Origin of the sequence: Streptomyces sp. SID5643, from assembly GCF_009872555.1 — a bacterium.
Classification (GTDB): Bacteria; Actinomycetota; Actinomycetes; order Streptomycetales; family Streptomycetaceae; genus Streptomyces; species Streptomyces iakyrus.
The window spans coordinates 14969-30503 of the sequence record NZ_WWIC01000204.1 but is presented as its reverse complement, the minus strand read 5'-3'; the positions used below and the strand labels follow the sequence as shown (position 1 = coordinate 30503).

Below are 15535 nucleotides of genomic sequence, written 5' to 3'. Positions count from 1 at the left end.
CCGCCGCGGACGCCCGCGGTGCGCCGGGCCGGGCGCCGCCCGGGCACTCTCGGCGGGACTCCGGGCGCGGCGCCCGGAGTCGCGCCCCGGCGCCCCGGTCGTCGGGCGTGTGAGGCACGTGTGCGAGGCGGGTCGGGAGTGGGAGCGAGGGGAGGACGGGGCGCGGGCCGGGCGGAATGCCCGGCCGCCGCCCGGCCGGGGCCGGGCGGCGGCAACGCGGGAGGCCCCGCCCTCGCGGTCACTGCTTGGCGAAGGCCAGCAGGTCCGCGTTCAGACGGTCGGCGTGGGTGGCGAACAGGCCGTGGGCCGCGCCCTCGTAGGTCAGCAGGGTGCTGCCGGGAACGAGCTCCGCGGTGCGGGGACCGCACAGCGGGTACGGTGCCCCGAGGTCGGCGGTGCCGTGGACGACCAGGGTGGGCACCCGGACGGCCGCCGTCTCCGCTCGCTGGTCGGTGGTGAACAACGTGCGGTAGATCTCCGTGGCGGCCCGCGGCGAGGTGTCCATGGCCAGGTCCGTCAGCCACTCGGCCAGCCGGGGCGAGAGCGGCGTGCTCGCCGGATCCGCCTCGGGGCCGGCGAAGAACGGCCAGGTCAGTGATCTCAGCCAGGCGGCCCGGTCGGTCCGGATGGCCTTCTCGATCTCCTCGAACAGCGCCATCTCCAGGCCGTCCGGGTTGTCCGGGGTGCGCAGCAGGAACGGCGTGGTCGAGGCGACCAGCGCCAGCTTCCCCACCCGCGCGGCGCCGTACCGGGACAGGTAGCGCACGGCCTCACCGCCGCCCGCCGCGTAGCCGACCAGCAGGACGTCCCGCAGGTCGAGGTGGTCGAGCAGATCGGCGAGGTCCGACGCGAGGGTGTCGTAGTCGTAGCCGCTCCAGGGGACGTCCGAGCGTCCGGTGCCGCGCCGGTCGTAGGTGACGCAGCGCAGCCCCTGACCGGCCAGGAACGGCGCCTGGAACTCCCACATCCGCGAGTCCGCCATCGCGGCGCTGAGCAGCACCACGGGACGCCCTTCGCCCCAGTCGGTGCAGTGGAGCCGGGTCCCGTCCCGGGTGGTGACGTACGGCATGACGCCTGCCTTCCTTGGTGGTGGGGACCTTCAGCGCCGTGCGGTGCGGCCCGGCGCCGCCAGGACCAGGGCGGAGGCCAGGAGTCCCAGGGCGATGAGCGGGACGAGCGTGACGGCGAACGCGTGCGGGTAGGCGCCCGCCGAGCCGCCGGCGTCGGCCAGGGCGGGGAAGAAGACCGCGCCGGCGATCGCCACGCCGACGGCCGCGCCGCCCTCCTGAGCGGTGTTCAGCAGTCCGGAGGCGGAGGCCGCGTGCTCGGGAGCGGCCGCGCCCAGCACCAGGTTGGTCAGCGGGCCGGTCGTCAGGCCCATGCCGAGCCCGGCGACGAGGAGTGCGGGCAGCACCCACAGCACGTGTCCCGTCGTGTCGAGGCGGTCGGCGGTCAGGGCGACCGCCGCGTAGCCGATCGCGAGGGTCAGCGGGCCGACGGCAACCCTGCGGGCGGTGACCGAGGCGGCCTTGCGCGCCGACACCATCGAGGCGCCGAAGTAGCCCGCGCCCAGGGCCAGGAAGACGGACCCGGACTCCAGGGGCGACAGGCCCCGGCCCAGCTGCAGGTAGAGCGCCAGCACGAAGAAGAAGGAGCCCATCGCGAGGAAGTAGACCACCGTCGCGGCCAGCCCCACCGAGAACACCCGGCCCTTGAACAGGGCGGGTTCGATCAGCGGGCCCCGGTCGGCCGCCGCCCGCCGGCGCAGGTGCCAGACGGTCACCGCCACCAGGACGGCCGCACCGGCCAGCGCCTCCCACACCCACAGCGGCCAGCCGCTCTCCTGGCCCTCCAGCAGCGCGAAGACGATGATGCCCAGGGACGCCGTGACCAGCAGGGCGCCCACGAGGTCCAGCCGGGTGCCGCCCTCACCGCGCGACTCGGGGATCGTGCGGCCGACGAAGGCCAGGGAGACCAGGCACAGCGGGACGTTGATCAGGAAGATGGTCCGCCAGCTCAGCCCCGCGATGTCGACCGTGATCAGGGCACCGCCGATGAACTGGCCGAAGACGCCGGCCATTCCGATGACCAGGCCGTAGGCGTTGAAGGCGCGGTCGCGGGCGGCGCCGGTGTACACCGTGCCGATGATGCCGAGCACCTGCGGCACCATCAGCGCGGCGGCGGCGCCCTGGGCGATGCGGGCGACGACCAGGACGGTCGCCGTGGGTGCCAGGCTGCACGCGGCCGAGGCCAGCATGAACAGCACCATGCCGAGTGTGAACATCCGCCGGCGGCCGAAGAGGTCGCCGAGCCTGCCACCGGTGATCAGTCCCGCGGTGAAGGCGACGCCGTAGCCCACGACGAACATCTGGGCCTGGGCGGCGCCGGCGCCCAGGTCGGCCTTGATGGCGGGGACGGCCACGTTGGCGATGAAGAAGTCCAGCACCGTGATGAACGTGCCCACGAGCACCACCAGGAGGGCACCGGCCGAGGGGGCGGCGGCCGGTGCGCCGCCGGGGGGCGTCGGCGCACGCCCCTCGACGACGACTTCCGTGCTTGTCTCAGAAGTCATGACGACTCCGTTTCTCGATCTTTTCGGGTGGTTGGCCGGTGGTGCCGGTACCGTGGCCGGTCACCAGGTCACGGGAAGGTGTGTCACCCCGTGGAAGACGGTGCCGCGGCGGAAGACCGTGCGCGGGTCGGCCGCCAGCCGCAGATTCGGGAAGCGCCGCAGCAGGGAGCGCAGCGACAGCTCCATCTCCAGGCGCGCCAGCGGGGCCCCCTGGCAGTAGTGCGGCCCGAAGCCCCACTGCAGGTGGCCGCTGGTGTCGCGGTGCGGGTCGATCCGGTGCGGGCAGGCGAAGACCGACTCGTCGTGGTTGCCGGCGGGCACGGAGATGACGACGGCGTCGCCCTTGGAGACGGCCACACCGCCGAGTTCGAGGTCCTCCACCGCCAGCCGGACCATCGCGTCCTGGGAGATCGACCAGTAGCGCATCGACTCCTCGATGAAGTTCGGTATGAGCGCGCCGTCGTCGGCGGCCACCCGCGCCCGCAGGTCGTCGTCGCGCAGCAGCGCCAGGATGTTCAGGGCGATCTGGTTGGTGGTGGTCTCGTGTCCGGCGACCAGGACCAGCCGGGCGATGCCGACCAGTTCGTCCAGGGTGAGGGCGCCCTTCGCGTGGTGGTTGACGGCGAGGCGGCTGATCAGGTCGTCGCCGGGGCTCTCCAGCTTGAGCAGCGCAAGTTTGGCCAGGTACTCGGACATCTCCTCGAAGGCGGCCAGGGAGACCGCCGGGTCCTCCTGGGAGATGGTGGCGCGGGTCTTCTCGATGAAGAACGCGGAGTCCTGCTCCGGAACGCCCAGCAGCCGCGCGATGACGAGGGTCGGCAGCGCCCGGGAGAACACCGCGTGCAGGTCGGCCGGCCGGGGCTGTGCCTCCAGTTCGTCCAGCAGTTCGTCCACCAGCCGCTGGACCGGTTCGCGCAGGCGCTTGACCCGGCGCGCGGTGAACTCGGTCTGGATCATGGAGCGGAGCCGGGCGTGCTCGGGGTCGTCCAGGCGCAGGAAGGAACTGGGGTTCCCGCCGGGCGGGACCTGGATGCGCACCGGTGCGCCGGGCAGGCGTTCGTCGGCGCTGAGGCGGGGATCGCCCAGCGCCTGCCGTACGTCGGCGTACCGGGTCACCAGCCAGGCCAGGCGGGACTCGGCGGCTCCCGCCGGGATGCGCACCACGCAGGGGGGCGCGTTGCGCAGTTCCGCCAGGATGGGCGGCGGGTCTCCGTCCTCGGTGCGGGCGAAGGGCCAGTCCAGGACGTCGGTGTGGTCCGCGAGCGACACGTCGGCCTCCAGGGGTGAGGGGGCAGGCAGGTGGATGACGGGCACCGGCTCTTCTCCGTGGTCGGACTCGGACACGCTGACGCCGCCGGGGCGGTGGGGACATGGGTGGTGTCCCGTCCAACGCCGCGGACGGTCGTGCGCCACTGTCGCGCAGTCCGCTGACACGGAGCTGACACGAGGGCCGACTGGGCTGTGGAACCCCCGGGAACTCGTGTGGGGCCGGTGCTGGGGGTGTGGGGCGGACCGGGAAGGCGCCGGAGCGGGGCGCCTTCCCGGTGCGGCGCTGCTGTGGCCGGGAAGGCCGCCGCCGGCCTCTCCGGTCGCGGCGCTAGCGCGCGGGGTGGGCGGCGATCCGCTGCAGGCGGTGCGCGAAGTGGGCGGTGACGGCCTGGGCGTGCGTGTCGATGTAGAAGTGGCCGCCGGAGTACTCGTTGTGGCCGAGGTAGGCGGGGGTGCGGCCGGCCCAGTGGGTCATGGCGTCCGGCGCCTCCTGCAGGGGGTCGGAGCGCCCGCCGTAGGAGGCGAGCGGGCAGGCGACCCCGGCGCCGTCGTCGACGTACTGGGCGGCGACCCTGAGGTCGGCGCGGAGCGCGGGGACCACGAGGGCGAGCATCTCGGGGTTGTCGTAGATCTCGGCCGGGAAGGAGCCCAGCTTCTTGATCCACTCGACGAGCTCGGGCTCGGGCATCCGGCTCTGCTCCTCGGTGGGCTGGAAGAAGCCCACGGGCGACCAGCCGGACATGCCGACCATGAGGGGTGCAGGGCCGCCCTCCTCCTCCATGCGGATGGCCAGCCGGAACGCGAGCTGGGCGCCGAGGCAGTGCCCGAAGAACGCGAACGGCCGGTCGTCCAGGTCGTCGAGCACGGCCTCGTGCAGCGCTTCGAGCAGCGGCCAGAACTCCTCGTACGTCGGCTCCTCCCGGCGGTTGTGACGGCCCGGCAGGGTCACCGCCTGCGGGGCGATGTCGGGCGGCAGCAGGCTCTCCCAGTCCCGGTAGATGATGGCGCCGCTGCCCGCGTGCGGGAGCAGGAACAACCGGATCGAGGCGTCGGGCGAGGGCTCCACCGGGTGGAACCACTGGCCCGCGCGGGACATCCGGCTGCCGGCGGCGACGGTGGCGCCGGTGGCGCCGGTGTCCGTTGCGTTGGTGGTACTGGTCACGACTGAGTACTCCCCACGGTGGTGGACGGGCCGAGGGCGCGAACCGCGGGCAGCAGCACCTCGGCGATCTCCTTCAACTGCGGTTCCGGGTCGAGCGATCCGATCCTCAGGACCAGGTGGCGAGCGCCGGCCCGGACGTAGCCGCCGAGCCATTCGGCGCACTTCTCGGCGCTGCCCCAGGCGTAGGCCTGGATGGTGCGCATCTGGTCGAGGGAACGGCCGTAGTAGTGGCTGATGTAGTGCTCCAGTTCGGCCTCGGCCGCCCGCTCGTCGCGGTTCACCGTGATCGTCGCGTACAGGGCGGGAGTGACGGCGCCGGCGGGGCGGCCCGCCTCCTCGGCGAGCTCGGCGATCCGGCGGCGGGCCCGGCCGTAGGCGTCGGGGTCGGGCAGGAACGGCAGCCAGCCGTCGTAGCGGGTGGCGGCGCGGGCGAGCACCTTGGGGGTGTCGCTGCCGGCCAGCCACAGCGGCGGGCCGCCGGCGGTGGCCGGGGAGGGCAGCCGGTCGAGGTGGTCGGCCTGCCAGTACCTGCCCTGGAAGCCGGCCGGTTCGCCCTCCTGTCCGGCGCGCCAGGCCGTGCGCCACAGGGCGGTGATCTCGTCGAGGCGTCCGACGCGGCCGGTGAAGCTGGCGCCGACCGAGGCGAACTCCTCCTCCGTCTCGGGCATGGGAAAGCCGGAGCCGAGCCCGAGGACCAGCCGGCCCGCGGCCACGTGGCTGAGGCTCGCGACCATGTTGGCGCCGATCAGCGGGTGGCGCAGGGCCGGGGTCAGGGCGGCGGTGCCGACAGTGATCCGCTCGGTGGCGGCGGCAGCGGCGGCCAGGACGACGAGCGGGTCCAGGCGGGGGCGGGCGGTGAGCGAGTCGCCCGCCCAGAGGGAGTCGAAGCCCAGGGCCTCGGCCTGCCGGGCGAAGCCCAGCAGCGGGGCCGCCGCGTAGGTGCCGTTGATGGCCTGTTCCCGGGTGGGCAGCAGGATGCCGACGTGCAGGGGCCCGTTCATGGGCGACGACCTTTCTGTCCTTGGTGGCTGACGCGGTGTCATACGACCGTGCCGGCCAGCGGGTCCCGGGCCGGTGCCGTCAGCTGCTCCCGCACCGCGCGGCGCAGGATCTTGCCTGAGGGGTTGCGGGGCAGGGAGTCGGTGAAGTGGTAGGCGGTGGGGATCTTGTAGTCGGCGAGCCGGCCGCGCAGGGAGAGCAGCAGTTCGCGCGGGTGCGCCTCGGCGCCGGGGCGCAGGACGACGACCGCGTGCACGCTCTCGCCCCAGTGCTCGTCGGGCAGGCCGACGACGGCGGCGTCGGCCACGGCCGGGTGCGCGACGAGTGCCTTCTCGACCTCGGCCGGGTAGATGTTCTGCCCGGCGACGATGATCGTGTCGTTGATGCGGTCGCACAGGTGGAGGTAGCCGTCCTCGTCGAGGTAGCCGGCGTCCCCCATGTGCAGCCACTCCCCCACCAGGGTGCGCGCGGTGGCCTCGGGCAGGTTCCAGTAGCCGAGCATCCGGGACGGGGCGCGCACGCAGATCTGGCCGATCTCCCCGGGCGGGAGGGGGTCGCCGTCGGGGCCGATCACCTTGACCTCGTTGCCGGGGCACGGCCTGCCCACCGAGTCGAGCACCGCGCTGCCCGGGTGGTGCGCCTCGGGCGGCAGGCACACCGCCACACTGCCGGTCTCGGTACTGGCGTAGATCTGCGCGAACTCGCAGCCGTAGGTCTCCAGGCACTGCTTGAGCAGGGTCTCGGACATGGGCGCCGCGCCGTAGGCGATCTTGCGCAGGGAGGTGAACGCCTCCGGTCCCGCGCCGCGTTCGGCGGCCATCATCTGGAGCATGGCGGGGGCGGCGAAGGTGGTGGTGACCTTGTGGGTACGGATCAGCCGGACCGCTTCCTGCGGGTCGAACTGCGGCATGATCACGCTGGTGCCGCCCGCGTTGAAGGTGTGCAGGAACCAGCCGATGCCCGCGACGCCGAAACCCGGCAGCGAGATGAGGCTGACGTCGTCGGGCAGCCAGTCGATCCAGGCGACGCCGTGCTCGCGCATCGCGTGCGGCAGGGTGAAGAAGCTGCGGTGGGCGAGGACGGCGCCCTTGGGCAGTCCGGTGGTGCCGCTGGTGTAGATCTGCACCACGGCGTCGTCGGGGCCGGTGCCCGGCACCGGCTCGGAGTCGGGCTGGTCGGCGGCCCAGGCGGGCAGGCCCGCGCCGCGGGCGGGTTCGCCGTCGGCGTCGGTGCCGTCGACGCGGATCACCCGCCGCAGACCGGGCAGTTGGTGGCGCACCGCGGCGACGGTGTCCCAGAACTCGTCGTCGACGAAGATGAGGGCGGCGCCGGAGTCGCGCAGGATGTGGTCCACCTCGGTCGGGGTGAGCCGCCAGTTGACCGGCACCAGGACCGTGCCCGCCTTGGCGCAGGCGAGCATCACCACGTAGTAGTTCTCCGACTCGCGCCCCAGGTAGGCGATCCGGTCGCCGCGCCGCGCGCCGCCGGCCCGCAGGGCGTGCGCGGCACGGTTGCTGTCGCGGTGCAGCTTGTCGTAGGTGGTGACGCGGCCCTCGCAGATGATGGCCGGGTGGTCCGGCCGGCTGCCGGCGTGGGCCCGTGAGGAGTGGGTGAGCGTCCAGCGCTCCCTCGGTATACCGCTGGGTGTGTCAGTCATGATCCGTCCTTGGGTGCGTCAGGCGGCCGGCACCGGCTCGAGCTGCCCGCAGAGGAACTGGGCCAGCTGCCGCACGGTCGGGTGGTCGTGGGTGAGCGAGGCCGGCAGGGGCAGCCGGAACGCCTGCTCCAGGGCGGCCTTGACCTGCTGGGCCATCAGCGAGTCCAGGCCCAGGGAGACGAACTCGGTGTTCGGGTTCAGTTCGTCGCCCTCCTCCAGGTGCAGGACGGCGGCGACCTTCTCGCGGACGACCCCGGTCACGGCGGCGGTCCGCTCGGCCGGGGGGAGGCCGGCGAGGGCGGTGAGGTCGAGGCCCGTGTCGTCGTCCGCGGCGTTGCGGGCGAGCCGGTCGTAGAACAGGTCGCCGGTGACGCTGCCCGCGACGTAGCGGTCCCAGTCGAACTCGCCGACCACCCGCTGGGTGCGGGGGCGTCCCCAGAGCCTGGCCAGGGTGTCCAGGGCGCGGGTCGGGGAGAAGAAGCGCACGCCGCTGCGTTCGATCTCCTGGCTGAGGTGCTCCTCCAGGCGGGCCGACATGCCGACCCGTGCCCAGGCGCCCCAGTTCACCGACAGGCCGGGCACGCCCCGCCGGCCGCGCCACTCGGCGAGGGCGTCGAGGGCGGCGCTTGCCGCGGCGTAGTGGCCCTGGGTGGCGCCGCCGAGGACCGAGGCGATCGAGGAGTAGGTGACGAAGAAGTCCAGCTCCGGGAAGGAGGACTGGGCGGCCTCGTGCAGCAGCCAGCCGCCGTACGCCTTGGCCTCCAGCTGGGCGTCGATGGCCTCCCAGGTCAGCTCGGCGATGAGCTTCTTGTCGTAGGCGCCCGCGGCGTGCACGATCCCGCCCACCGGGCGCGGGCCGGCCGCGAGGTGCCGCACCAGCCGCTGCACGTCCTCGGCGCGGCCGATGTCGGCCCTCACCAGGTCGAGTTCGGCGTGCTCGGCGAGGCCGGCGAGGACGGGGGCGGCCTCCTCGGTGGGCCGTCCGCTGCGGCTGACCAGCGTCAGGTGGCGGGCGCCGAGAGCGATCAGCTTCCGGGCGGTGACCAGGCCGAGGCCGCCCAGACCGCCGGTGACGAGGTACGTGCGGTCCGGGCGCAGGGCGGCCGGGACCTCCTCGGCGGGGTCGGCGGGCTCCGCCCCGGGGGCGTCCGGGAGGGTCACCCAGGACTGCCCCGACGGGTCCGACAGGGCCGTCCGCAGCGCCTCGCCGGTCTCGTCGAGGCGGAAGTGCCGGGCGCCGTCGTCCTCTTCGGCGGACGGAGCGTGCACCACGGCCGCCGCGGGGACGGTGAGCGTGGAGCGGAACGTGCCGTCGTGGCGTACGAGGACGTCGTCGCCCGGCGCGAATCCGGTCCCCTCGGCCGCGGCGAGGACGGTGCCGGTGGCCTCGGTGCCGAGCAGCGGCGGGGGCTCCTCCCCCGCGCCGAGCAGTTCCTCGCGCTCCGCGCGGCCGGTGTCCAGGGCGGTGCGGGCGTCGCCGGCGGTCAGGCCGACCGACCGGACGCGGATCTGGACCTCGTCGGCCCCCGGGGGCACGTCGGCGGCGGCGACCAGCGCGAGGTCGGACAGGTCGCCCGAGTCGGGGGCGCGCAGTTCGAAGCCGCCGGACCAGGTGAGCGGGGCGTCGCCGGAGAGGAGCCGGCGGACGTAGCGGCGGCCCGGACGGTAGGCGACCTGGTACTCGCCGGGCGGTTCGGCGTCCCACTCCTCCAGCAGCGGGGTCAGGCCGCTGCCGGGGGCGACGTCGACCAGGGTGGCCCGGTACTGGGGGTACTCGGTGAGCAGCACCCGGCCGAAGCCCCAGAGCGTGGCGGCGGCCAGGTGTCCGCCGTCGCCGGCCTGGTCGCCGGGCAGGCACTGGGCTCCCTCGGTCACCAGCCACAGGCGGGGCGGCCGGGGGGCGCCCGTGGCGTCCAGCGCGGTGACCAGGGCGAGCAGTTCGCGGTAGTTCTCCTCGCACTCGGCACGCAGCCGGTCGGCGGACATGGCCTGCGGGAGCTGCCGCCAGACGCGGCAGACGTCGGTGACGGTGGGGTCCTCCAGGGCCGCCTTGAGTTCGGTGACGCCGGCGCCCCGGGTGACCTTCAGGCCGGGCCGTCCGGCGATGTCGGCGGCGCGGGCGGGCGACGGGTCGAGCAGCACGACGTGCCGGGCGGGGGCGGTGGTCCGCGGTGCGGGCAGGGCGCGGCGGACCCACTCGGGGCGGTGCAGGAACCGGCGGCGGCCGGTGCTGCCCTCGGGGCGGGCCAGCCGGACGCCGAGCAGTTCGGCGACCGGGTCCCCGTTCTCCAGGAGCAGTACGTCGGCGGTGCGGCGGTCCTGGTCGCCGTGCACCCGGGCGAGGACGCGCAGCTCCTCGCCGCGCGGCTTGCGGAAGTGGCGGACCGAGGCGACGCCGCGGGGCACGAACACCGGGCCTTCGGGGTCGAGGACGACGCACGCCTGGACGGCGGCCTCCACGAGCTCCGCCGGCACGTGTTCGACGGCGGAGGCGTTGCGGCCGGTCAGCTCCCCGGTGACCAGGCCGTCGGCGTGCCGGGCGGCGCGCAGCAGCAGCCGCATCCGGGGGCCGTGCGGGCGGCCGACGGAGGCGAGGTCGGTGTAGATGTCCTCGTCGTCGATCTGCGTTCCGGCGGGGGCGAGGCCCGCGTCCAGTTCGGCCAGTTCGGAGACGGGCACCACCGGTTCGGGCTCGGCGGCGATCACCGCGGTGGCGTGCACGTCCTCCTCCCCGCCGACGACCGTGAACACCGCCACCTCGGCGCCCCCGCCCGGCAGCGGCCGCCAGCGGGTGGTCAGGGTGGTCCTGGTCTCGGCGGGAACGTCGAGCGGCGTGAGCAGCCGGAGGTCGCGCACGGCGGACCGGGCGTGGCCCCGGACCGCGTCCTGGACCGCGAACAGCAGGTCGACGTAGGCGCCGGCGGGCAGAGTGGTGCGTCCGCCGTCGGCGAGGTCGGCGAGCGGGCCGAGGTCCTCGGCGGTGAACTCCGCGGTGAACTCCCGTACCCCCGAGGCGAAGCGCTCCTCGGTGCCGAGCAGCGGGTGGCGGGCGGTGCCGCCCGCGGCGGCGCGGCGGGGTCCGGCGGCCGGCAGCCAGTAGCGCTTGCGCTGGAAGGCGTAGGTGGGCAGGTCCGCCTTGGGCGGCACGGCGTGCCCGGCGTGGTAGCCGGGCCAGGAGACGGTGAGCCCGGCGGCGTAGTACTCGGCGAGTGCGGTCAGGGTGGTGGTGGCCGTCCGGTCCCGGCGGCGCAGGCTGGCCAGCCACAGGTGGTCCTCGGCGGCGACGCCGCGCCGGGCGAGCGCGGTCAGCGCGGCCTGCGGGCCGATCTCGATCATGGCGTGCCGGCCGCGCCGGGCCACCGCGCGGATACCGTCCAGGAAGCGCACGGGTTCGCCGATGTGCCGCACCCAGTAGTCGGGGGTGGCGATGTCGCGGAACCGGGCGAGCCGTCCCGTCACGTTGGAGATCAGGCTGATGGCCGGCTCGTGGAACTCGATGCCGTCGAGTGCGGCGCGGAAGTCGTCGTAGACCTCGGCCATCTGCGGGGAGTGGAAGGCGTGCGAGACCGAGAGCCGGTCGACGCGCACGCCGCGCTCCTTGAAGATGGCGCAGACCTCGTCCAGGGCGGGGAGAGCGCCGGAGACGACGCACTGGTCGGGGGCGTTGACCGCGGCCAGGGCGAGGTCGGGGCGGCTCTCCAGGAGCGGCTCGACGTCCTCGGCGGGGGCGGCGACCGCGGCCATGCCGCCCTCGGCGCGCACCGCCTGCATCAGCCGGGCCCGCGCGGCGACCAGCCGCACGGCGTCGGGGAGGCTGAACAGGCCGGCGACCGCGGCGGCGACGACCTCGCCGATGCTGTGCCCGACGAGCACGTTGGGGCGCACGCCCCAGGCCATCCACTGCCGGGCGAGGGCGTACTCGAGAGTGAACAGGGCGGGCTGGGTGTACTCGGTGCGGTCGATCACCCCGGGGTCTTCGGCGGTGCCGAGCAGCAGGTCGCGCACGGAGCGGTCCAGGTGCTCCGCGAAGAGCCGTTCGCACGCGTCGACGTGGGAGCGGAACTCCGGGAGGGCCTCGTAGAGGGCGGCGCCCATGCCGGCGTACTGGGAGCCCTGGCCGGTGAACATGAAGGCCGTCTTGCGGATGCCGCTGGGGCCCTCGTGGTCCTGGCCGGCCGCCCGGTCCAGGAGCCGGGTCAGGGCGGCGCGGTCGGCGACCGGGGCGGCGACGCGGTAGGGGTGGTGGGTGCGGGCGACGTTGGCGGTGTGGCAGAGGGCGTCGAGGGGGAGGTCGGGCCGCTCTTCGAGCAGCCGCCGGTGGTTCGCGGCCTGCTCGCGCAGGGCGGCGGAGCTCTTGGCGGAGAGGGTGAACAGCGGGGCGGCGGGTGTGCCGGAGGACTGCGGCGCGGGGCTCGCCTCCGGTGCCTGCTCCAGGACCACCGCGCCGATGGTGCCGGCGAAGCCGAAGCTGTTCACGACCGCGCGGCGCACCTCGGCCCGCCATGGCTCGCAGGCGGTCGGCACGCGCAGCGGGTAGAGGTCCCAGGGGATGCGCCCGGACGGGGTGGTGAGGTTCAGGTGCGGGTAGATGGTGCCGGAGCGCAGCTGCAGCACCGTCTTGATGACGCCGACGATGCCGGAGGCCGGCTCCATGTGGCCCAGGTTGGTCTTCACCGATGCGGTGAGCACGGGGTTGTCGGCGGTGTGCGACTCGGCGAAGACGTCCCCGATGGCGCCGAACTCGATCGGGTCGCCGAGCGGGGTGCCGGTGCCGTGCGCCTCCACGTACTGGATGTCCTCGGGGGCGAGGCGGGCCGTGGCCAGCGCGGCGCGGATCACCTTCTCCTGCGCGGGGCCGTTGGGCACGGTCAGTCCGGCGCTGTCGCCGTCCTGGCCGACGGCGGTGCCGCGCACCAGGGCGAGCACCCGGTCGCCGTCACGTTCGGCGTCGGAGAGCAGCTTGAGGACCAGGACGCCGCAGCCCTCGGCACGCGCGTAGCCGTCGGCCGACTCGTCGAAGGTCTTGCACTGCCCGTCCGGTGCGAGCATCTGCGCGTTGGAGAACATCACCGGGATGCGCGGGTGGTGCAGGGCGTTGACACCGCCGCACAGCGCGATGTCGGTCTCGCCGGAGCGCAGGGCCTGCACCGCCAGGTGCAGTGCGACCAGGGAGGACGAGCAGGCGGTGTCGACGCTCATGCTGGGTCCGCGCCACCCCAGGAAGTACGACAGCCGGCCCGACAGCGGGAACATCGTGATGCCGGAGGCCAGGTGGCCGTCCATCTCCTCGTACGGCAGGGACTCCAGCTCCAGCGCGTAGTCGATGGAGCTGGCGCCGACGTAGACGCCGCCGTTGCCGCGGCGCAGCGGTGCCGGGTCGATGTTGGCGTGCTCCAGGGCCTGCCAGGCGGTCTCCAGCAGCAGGCGCTGCTGGGGGTCCATGTACCGGGCCTCCTTCGGGGAGATGTTGAAGAAGGCGGCGTCGAAGAGGTCCACGCGGTCGAGGAAGCCCCCCGCGGTGGTGTGGATCTTCCCCTTGTCCTCGGGGGTCTCGGGGGTGAACGCGGCCACGTCCCACCGGTCCTGCGGGATCGGGCCGATCCCGCTGCGCCCCTCCCGCAGGAAGGCGTCGAACTCGTCGGGCGAGGTGCTGCCGCCGGGGAATCGCAGACCGATTCCGACGATCGCGACCGGCTCGGGCGGCTGCTGGGATTCCGCACGCGGCATGGAGGGGCTCCTTAGCTTTCCTGAGAGGAACTGTCCTGGACGGCCTGGGTCAGGTGGTCCACCAGATGGGCGACCGTCGGCTCGTTGAAGAGCACGCTGACGTTGATGGAGAGATCAAGGAGCCGCTCCAGGCTCTGACGTATCTCGGTCAGCCGCAGTGAGGTGAGTCCGAGATCGAAATAGCTGATGTCGAGCGGGAGGTCCTCGGATTCGTCCATGAGGAGAACCGCCCTGAATTTCTTCAGGACGATCGACTCGATTTCTTCGGCGAGTTCGGCGCGCGGCAGATCACGCAGGCGCTGAACAGTGCTGTCGACGGGTGGCATGCGGTCATGCAAGCAACGCGGGCTGACGCCCCACTGACGGACGGCTGGGCCGGCTTGGCTGAATCAGTCCCCTGTCAGCGCCGGGTCAGATTCCACTGCCACGCTCGCACTGCTTCGAAAAATCCGCTCGCCACAGGTGAAAGGCTGAAGATGCTTCGCGAAGCCGCGCAGGAGGAGAGTGCCGAGGCACCTTCCGATATCAAGAGCTACGACCTCTACATCGCGGGCAAGGACGTCGCGGGTGACGGGTGGGTGTACACCGTCAGCGGCCGGTCCCTGCTGGAAGACGTGTTCACCAGCGTGAGCCTGAAGCGCGCCCTGGAGCAGGACCCGGAGTCGGAGGCGGCCAGACACCCGTACGTCGTCGGGCGCTGCGCGATCGCGGACGACGCGTCCATCGACCTGGCCACGCAGGCCGCGGCCGCCGCCGCACCCGACTGGGCCGCCGTGCCGCTGGAGCGGCGGATGCGGCTGGGCACCCGGTTCCGCGAGGAACTCATCAAGCACCAGGACGAGTTCCTGCGCATGCTGGTCGCCGAATCCCACCCGGTCAAGCTGGCCCGCTGGGAGCTGAGCTGCCTGCTGCAGATCTACTCCCCGGGCTCCCTGCGCTGGTACACCAAGCAGATGCGGGTGGAGAAGGAGTACGCCGGCCGCACGCTGGTGCTGCACCGCCAGCCCGACGGCGTGGTGGCCTTCAACCCGCCGCAGAACGCGCCCCTGCCGAGCGCCGCCCTGTGCGTGCTGGCGCTGATGGCCGGCAACGCGGTGGTGGTGCGGGCACCGCGCAGCATCGCGCTGAGCACCATGTGGCTGCTGCGTGACGTGGTGGCGCCGCTGCTGGAGGAGATGGACGCGCCGGCCGGCGTGCTCAACGCGGTGTGCAGCAACCCCAAGCAGACCATGGACCGCTGGATCGCGGACCCGCTGATCGACGACATCTTCTACATCGGCGGCAGCCAGGAGGGCCTGCGCTTCGAGCAGCAGTGCGTGGCGCACGGCAAGAAGCCCATCCTCGAACTGGCGGGCAACGACGGCATCGTGGTGTGGAAGGACGCCGACATCAAGTGGGCGGCCGAGGCCATCACCGAGGCCTTCTACGGCTCCGGCCAGATCTGCATGGTGCCCAACTACGTGCTGGTGCACCCGGACGTCGCGGACAGCCTGATCGCCGAGGTGAAGGAACAGGTCAAGGGCATCCGGCCGGGCCTGCCCGAGGAGGAGGACGTGCTGCTGTCGCCGGTGCGGCGCAGCGAGCGGTTCTTCCGGCTGCTGCGGCAGGCACTGGACAACGGCGCCGAGCTGGTCACCGGCGGCCACCGCACCGAACTGGACGGCACGCCCTCGGAGACGGGGGTCTTCCTCCAGCCGACGGTGGTGCGCGTGGACGGCCTGGACCGGGCGCGCACCTACGACGTGGTGCGCGAGGAGACGTTCTTCCCGCTGGTGCCGATCGTGGTCCCCGAGCGGGAGGACGACGACGCCCTCCTGGAGGCGTTCCTGCGCTTCGTCAACAGCAACGACTACGGGCTGCGCAACTCCCTGTGGTCGCGGTCCGACCACGTCATCGAGACCTTCGTGCGGAGGGTCGTCAACGGCGGCCTGCTGAAGGTCAACGACTCCCACATCGGCTTCCTGCCCTACCTGCCCAGCCACGGCGGCACCGGCCGCACCGGCGGCGCCTTCGGCGAGGCCAACTACCCGATGCTCAAGACCTCCCACGTGCAGGGCGTCAGCATCGCCCGCGGCGTCAGCCCGTACGACGCGGTGTTCGGCGCCTGACCGCCAACCGCCCCTGAACCCCGCCGTTTCCGCTGGAGGCT

9 protein-coding genes are annotated in these 15535 nt (G+C 73.4%); 1 reads left to right on the top strand and 8 read right to left on the bottom strand.

Going from position 1 to position 15535, the window contains the following annotated elements; all coding sequences use genetic code 11:
- Nucleotides 1-238: 238 nt before the first annotated feature.
- From GTY56_RS23260 to GTY56_RS23225, 8 genes are all read right to left on the bottom strand, one after another.
- A complete protein-coding gene (locus tag GTY56_RS23260) occupies nt 239-1069 on the bottom strand; it encodes an alpha/beta fold hydrolase (RefSeq protein ID WP_161367270.1) in 831 nt (276 codons plus the stop codon).
- Nucleotides 1070-1099: 30 nt separating this feature from the next.
- Nucleotides 1100-2572 (bottom strand): MFS transporter, encoded by a 1473-nt coding sequence (locus GTY56_RS23255; protein WP_161367269.1) that lies wholly within the window; start codon nt 2570-2572, stop codon nt 1100-1102.
- A gap of 60 nt (nt 2573-2632) precedes the next feature.
- A complete protein-coding gene (locus GTY56_RS23250) occupies nt 2633-3886 on the bottom strand; it encodes a cytochrome P450 (RefSeq protein ID WP_161367268.1) in 1254 nt (417 codons plus the stop codon).
- Between the two features lie 283 nt (nt 3887-4169).
- Nucleotides 4170-4937, bottom strand: coding sequence for a thioesterase II family protein (locus tag GTY56_RS23245; RefSeq protein WP_161367271.1), 768 nt, complete (start codon nt 4935-4937; stop codon nt 4170-4172).
- 62 nt (nt 4938-4999) lie between these two features.
- The gene (locus tag GTY56_RS23240) at nt 5000-6004 is read right to left on the bottom strand and encodes an LLM class flavin-dependent oxidoreductase (RefSeq protein WP_161367267.1); all 1005 of its coding nucleotides are present in this window, start codon (nt 6002-6004) and stop codon (nt 5000-5002) included.
- Between the two features lie 38 nt (nt 6005-6042).
- Entirely contained in the window at nt 6043-7659 is a 1617-nt protein-coding gene (locus GTY56_RS23235) for a fatty acid--CoA ligase (protein ID WP_161367266.1), read from the bottom strand.
- An 18-nt stretch (nt 7660-7677) separates the two neighbouring features.
- Nucleotides 7678-13386 (bottom strand): type I polyketide synthase, encoded by a 5709-nt coding sequence (locus tag GTY56_RS23230; RefSeq protein ID WP_161367265.1) that lies wholly within the window; start codon nt 13384-13386, stop codon nt 7678-7680.
- Between the two features lie 11 nt (nt 13387-13397).
- Nucleotides 13398-13712: an acyl carrier protein gene (locus GTY56_RS23225; RefSeq protein ID WP_030854101.1), complete on the bottom strand. Its 315-nt coding sequence runs from the start codon at nt 13710-13712 to the stop codon at nt 13398-13400.
- 150 nt (nt 13713-13862) lie between these two features.
- On the opposite strand from GTY56_RS23225, the gene GTY56_RS23220 reads away from it, so the two are divergent.
- Nucleotides 13863-15494: an aldehyde dehydrogenase family protein gene (locus tag GTY56_RS23220; protein ID WP_161367264.1), complete on the top strand. Its 1632-nt coding sequence runs from the start codon at nt 13863-13865 to the stop codon at nt 15492-15494.
- Nucleotides 15495-15535 lie beyond the last annotated feature (41 nt).

Excerpts from the sequence above, each read along its gene's own strand:
- GTY56_RS23260 (WP_161367270.1), bottom strand. The coding sequence starts at position 1,069 with ATGCCGTACGTCACCACCCGGGACGGGACCCGGCTCCACTGCACCGAC.
- GTY56_RS23255 (WP_161367269.1), bottom strand. The coding sequence starts at position 2,572 with ATGACTTCTGAGACAAGCACGGAAGTCGTCGTCGAGGGGCGTGCGCCG.
- GTY56_RS23245 (WP_161367271.1), bottom strand. The coding sequence starts at position 4,937 with ATGTCCCGCGCGGGCCAGTGGTTCCACCCGGTGGAGCCCTCGCCCGAC.
- GTY56_RS23240 (WP_161367267.1), bottom strand. The coding sequence starts at position 6,004 with ATGAACGGGCCCCTGCACGTCGGCATCCTGCTGCCCACCCGGGAACAG.
- GTY56_RS23235 (WP_161367266.1), bottom strand. The coding sequence starts at position 7,659 with ATGACTGACACACCCAGCGGTATACCGAGGGAGCGCTGGACGCTCACC.
- GTY56_RS23230 (WP_161367265.1), bottom strand. The coding sequence starts at position 13,386 with ATGCCGCGTGCGGAATCCCAGCAGCCGCCCGAGCCGGTCGCGATCGTC.
- GTY56_RS23225 (WP_030854101.1), bottom strand. The coding sequence starts at position 13,712 with ATGCCACCCGTCGACAGCACTGTTCAGCGCCTGCGTGATCTGCCGCGC.
- GTY56_RS23220 (WP_161367264.1), top strand. The coding sequence starts at position 13,863 with ATGCTTCGCGAAGCCGCGCAGGAGGAGAGTGCCGAGGCACCTTCCGAT.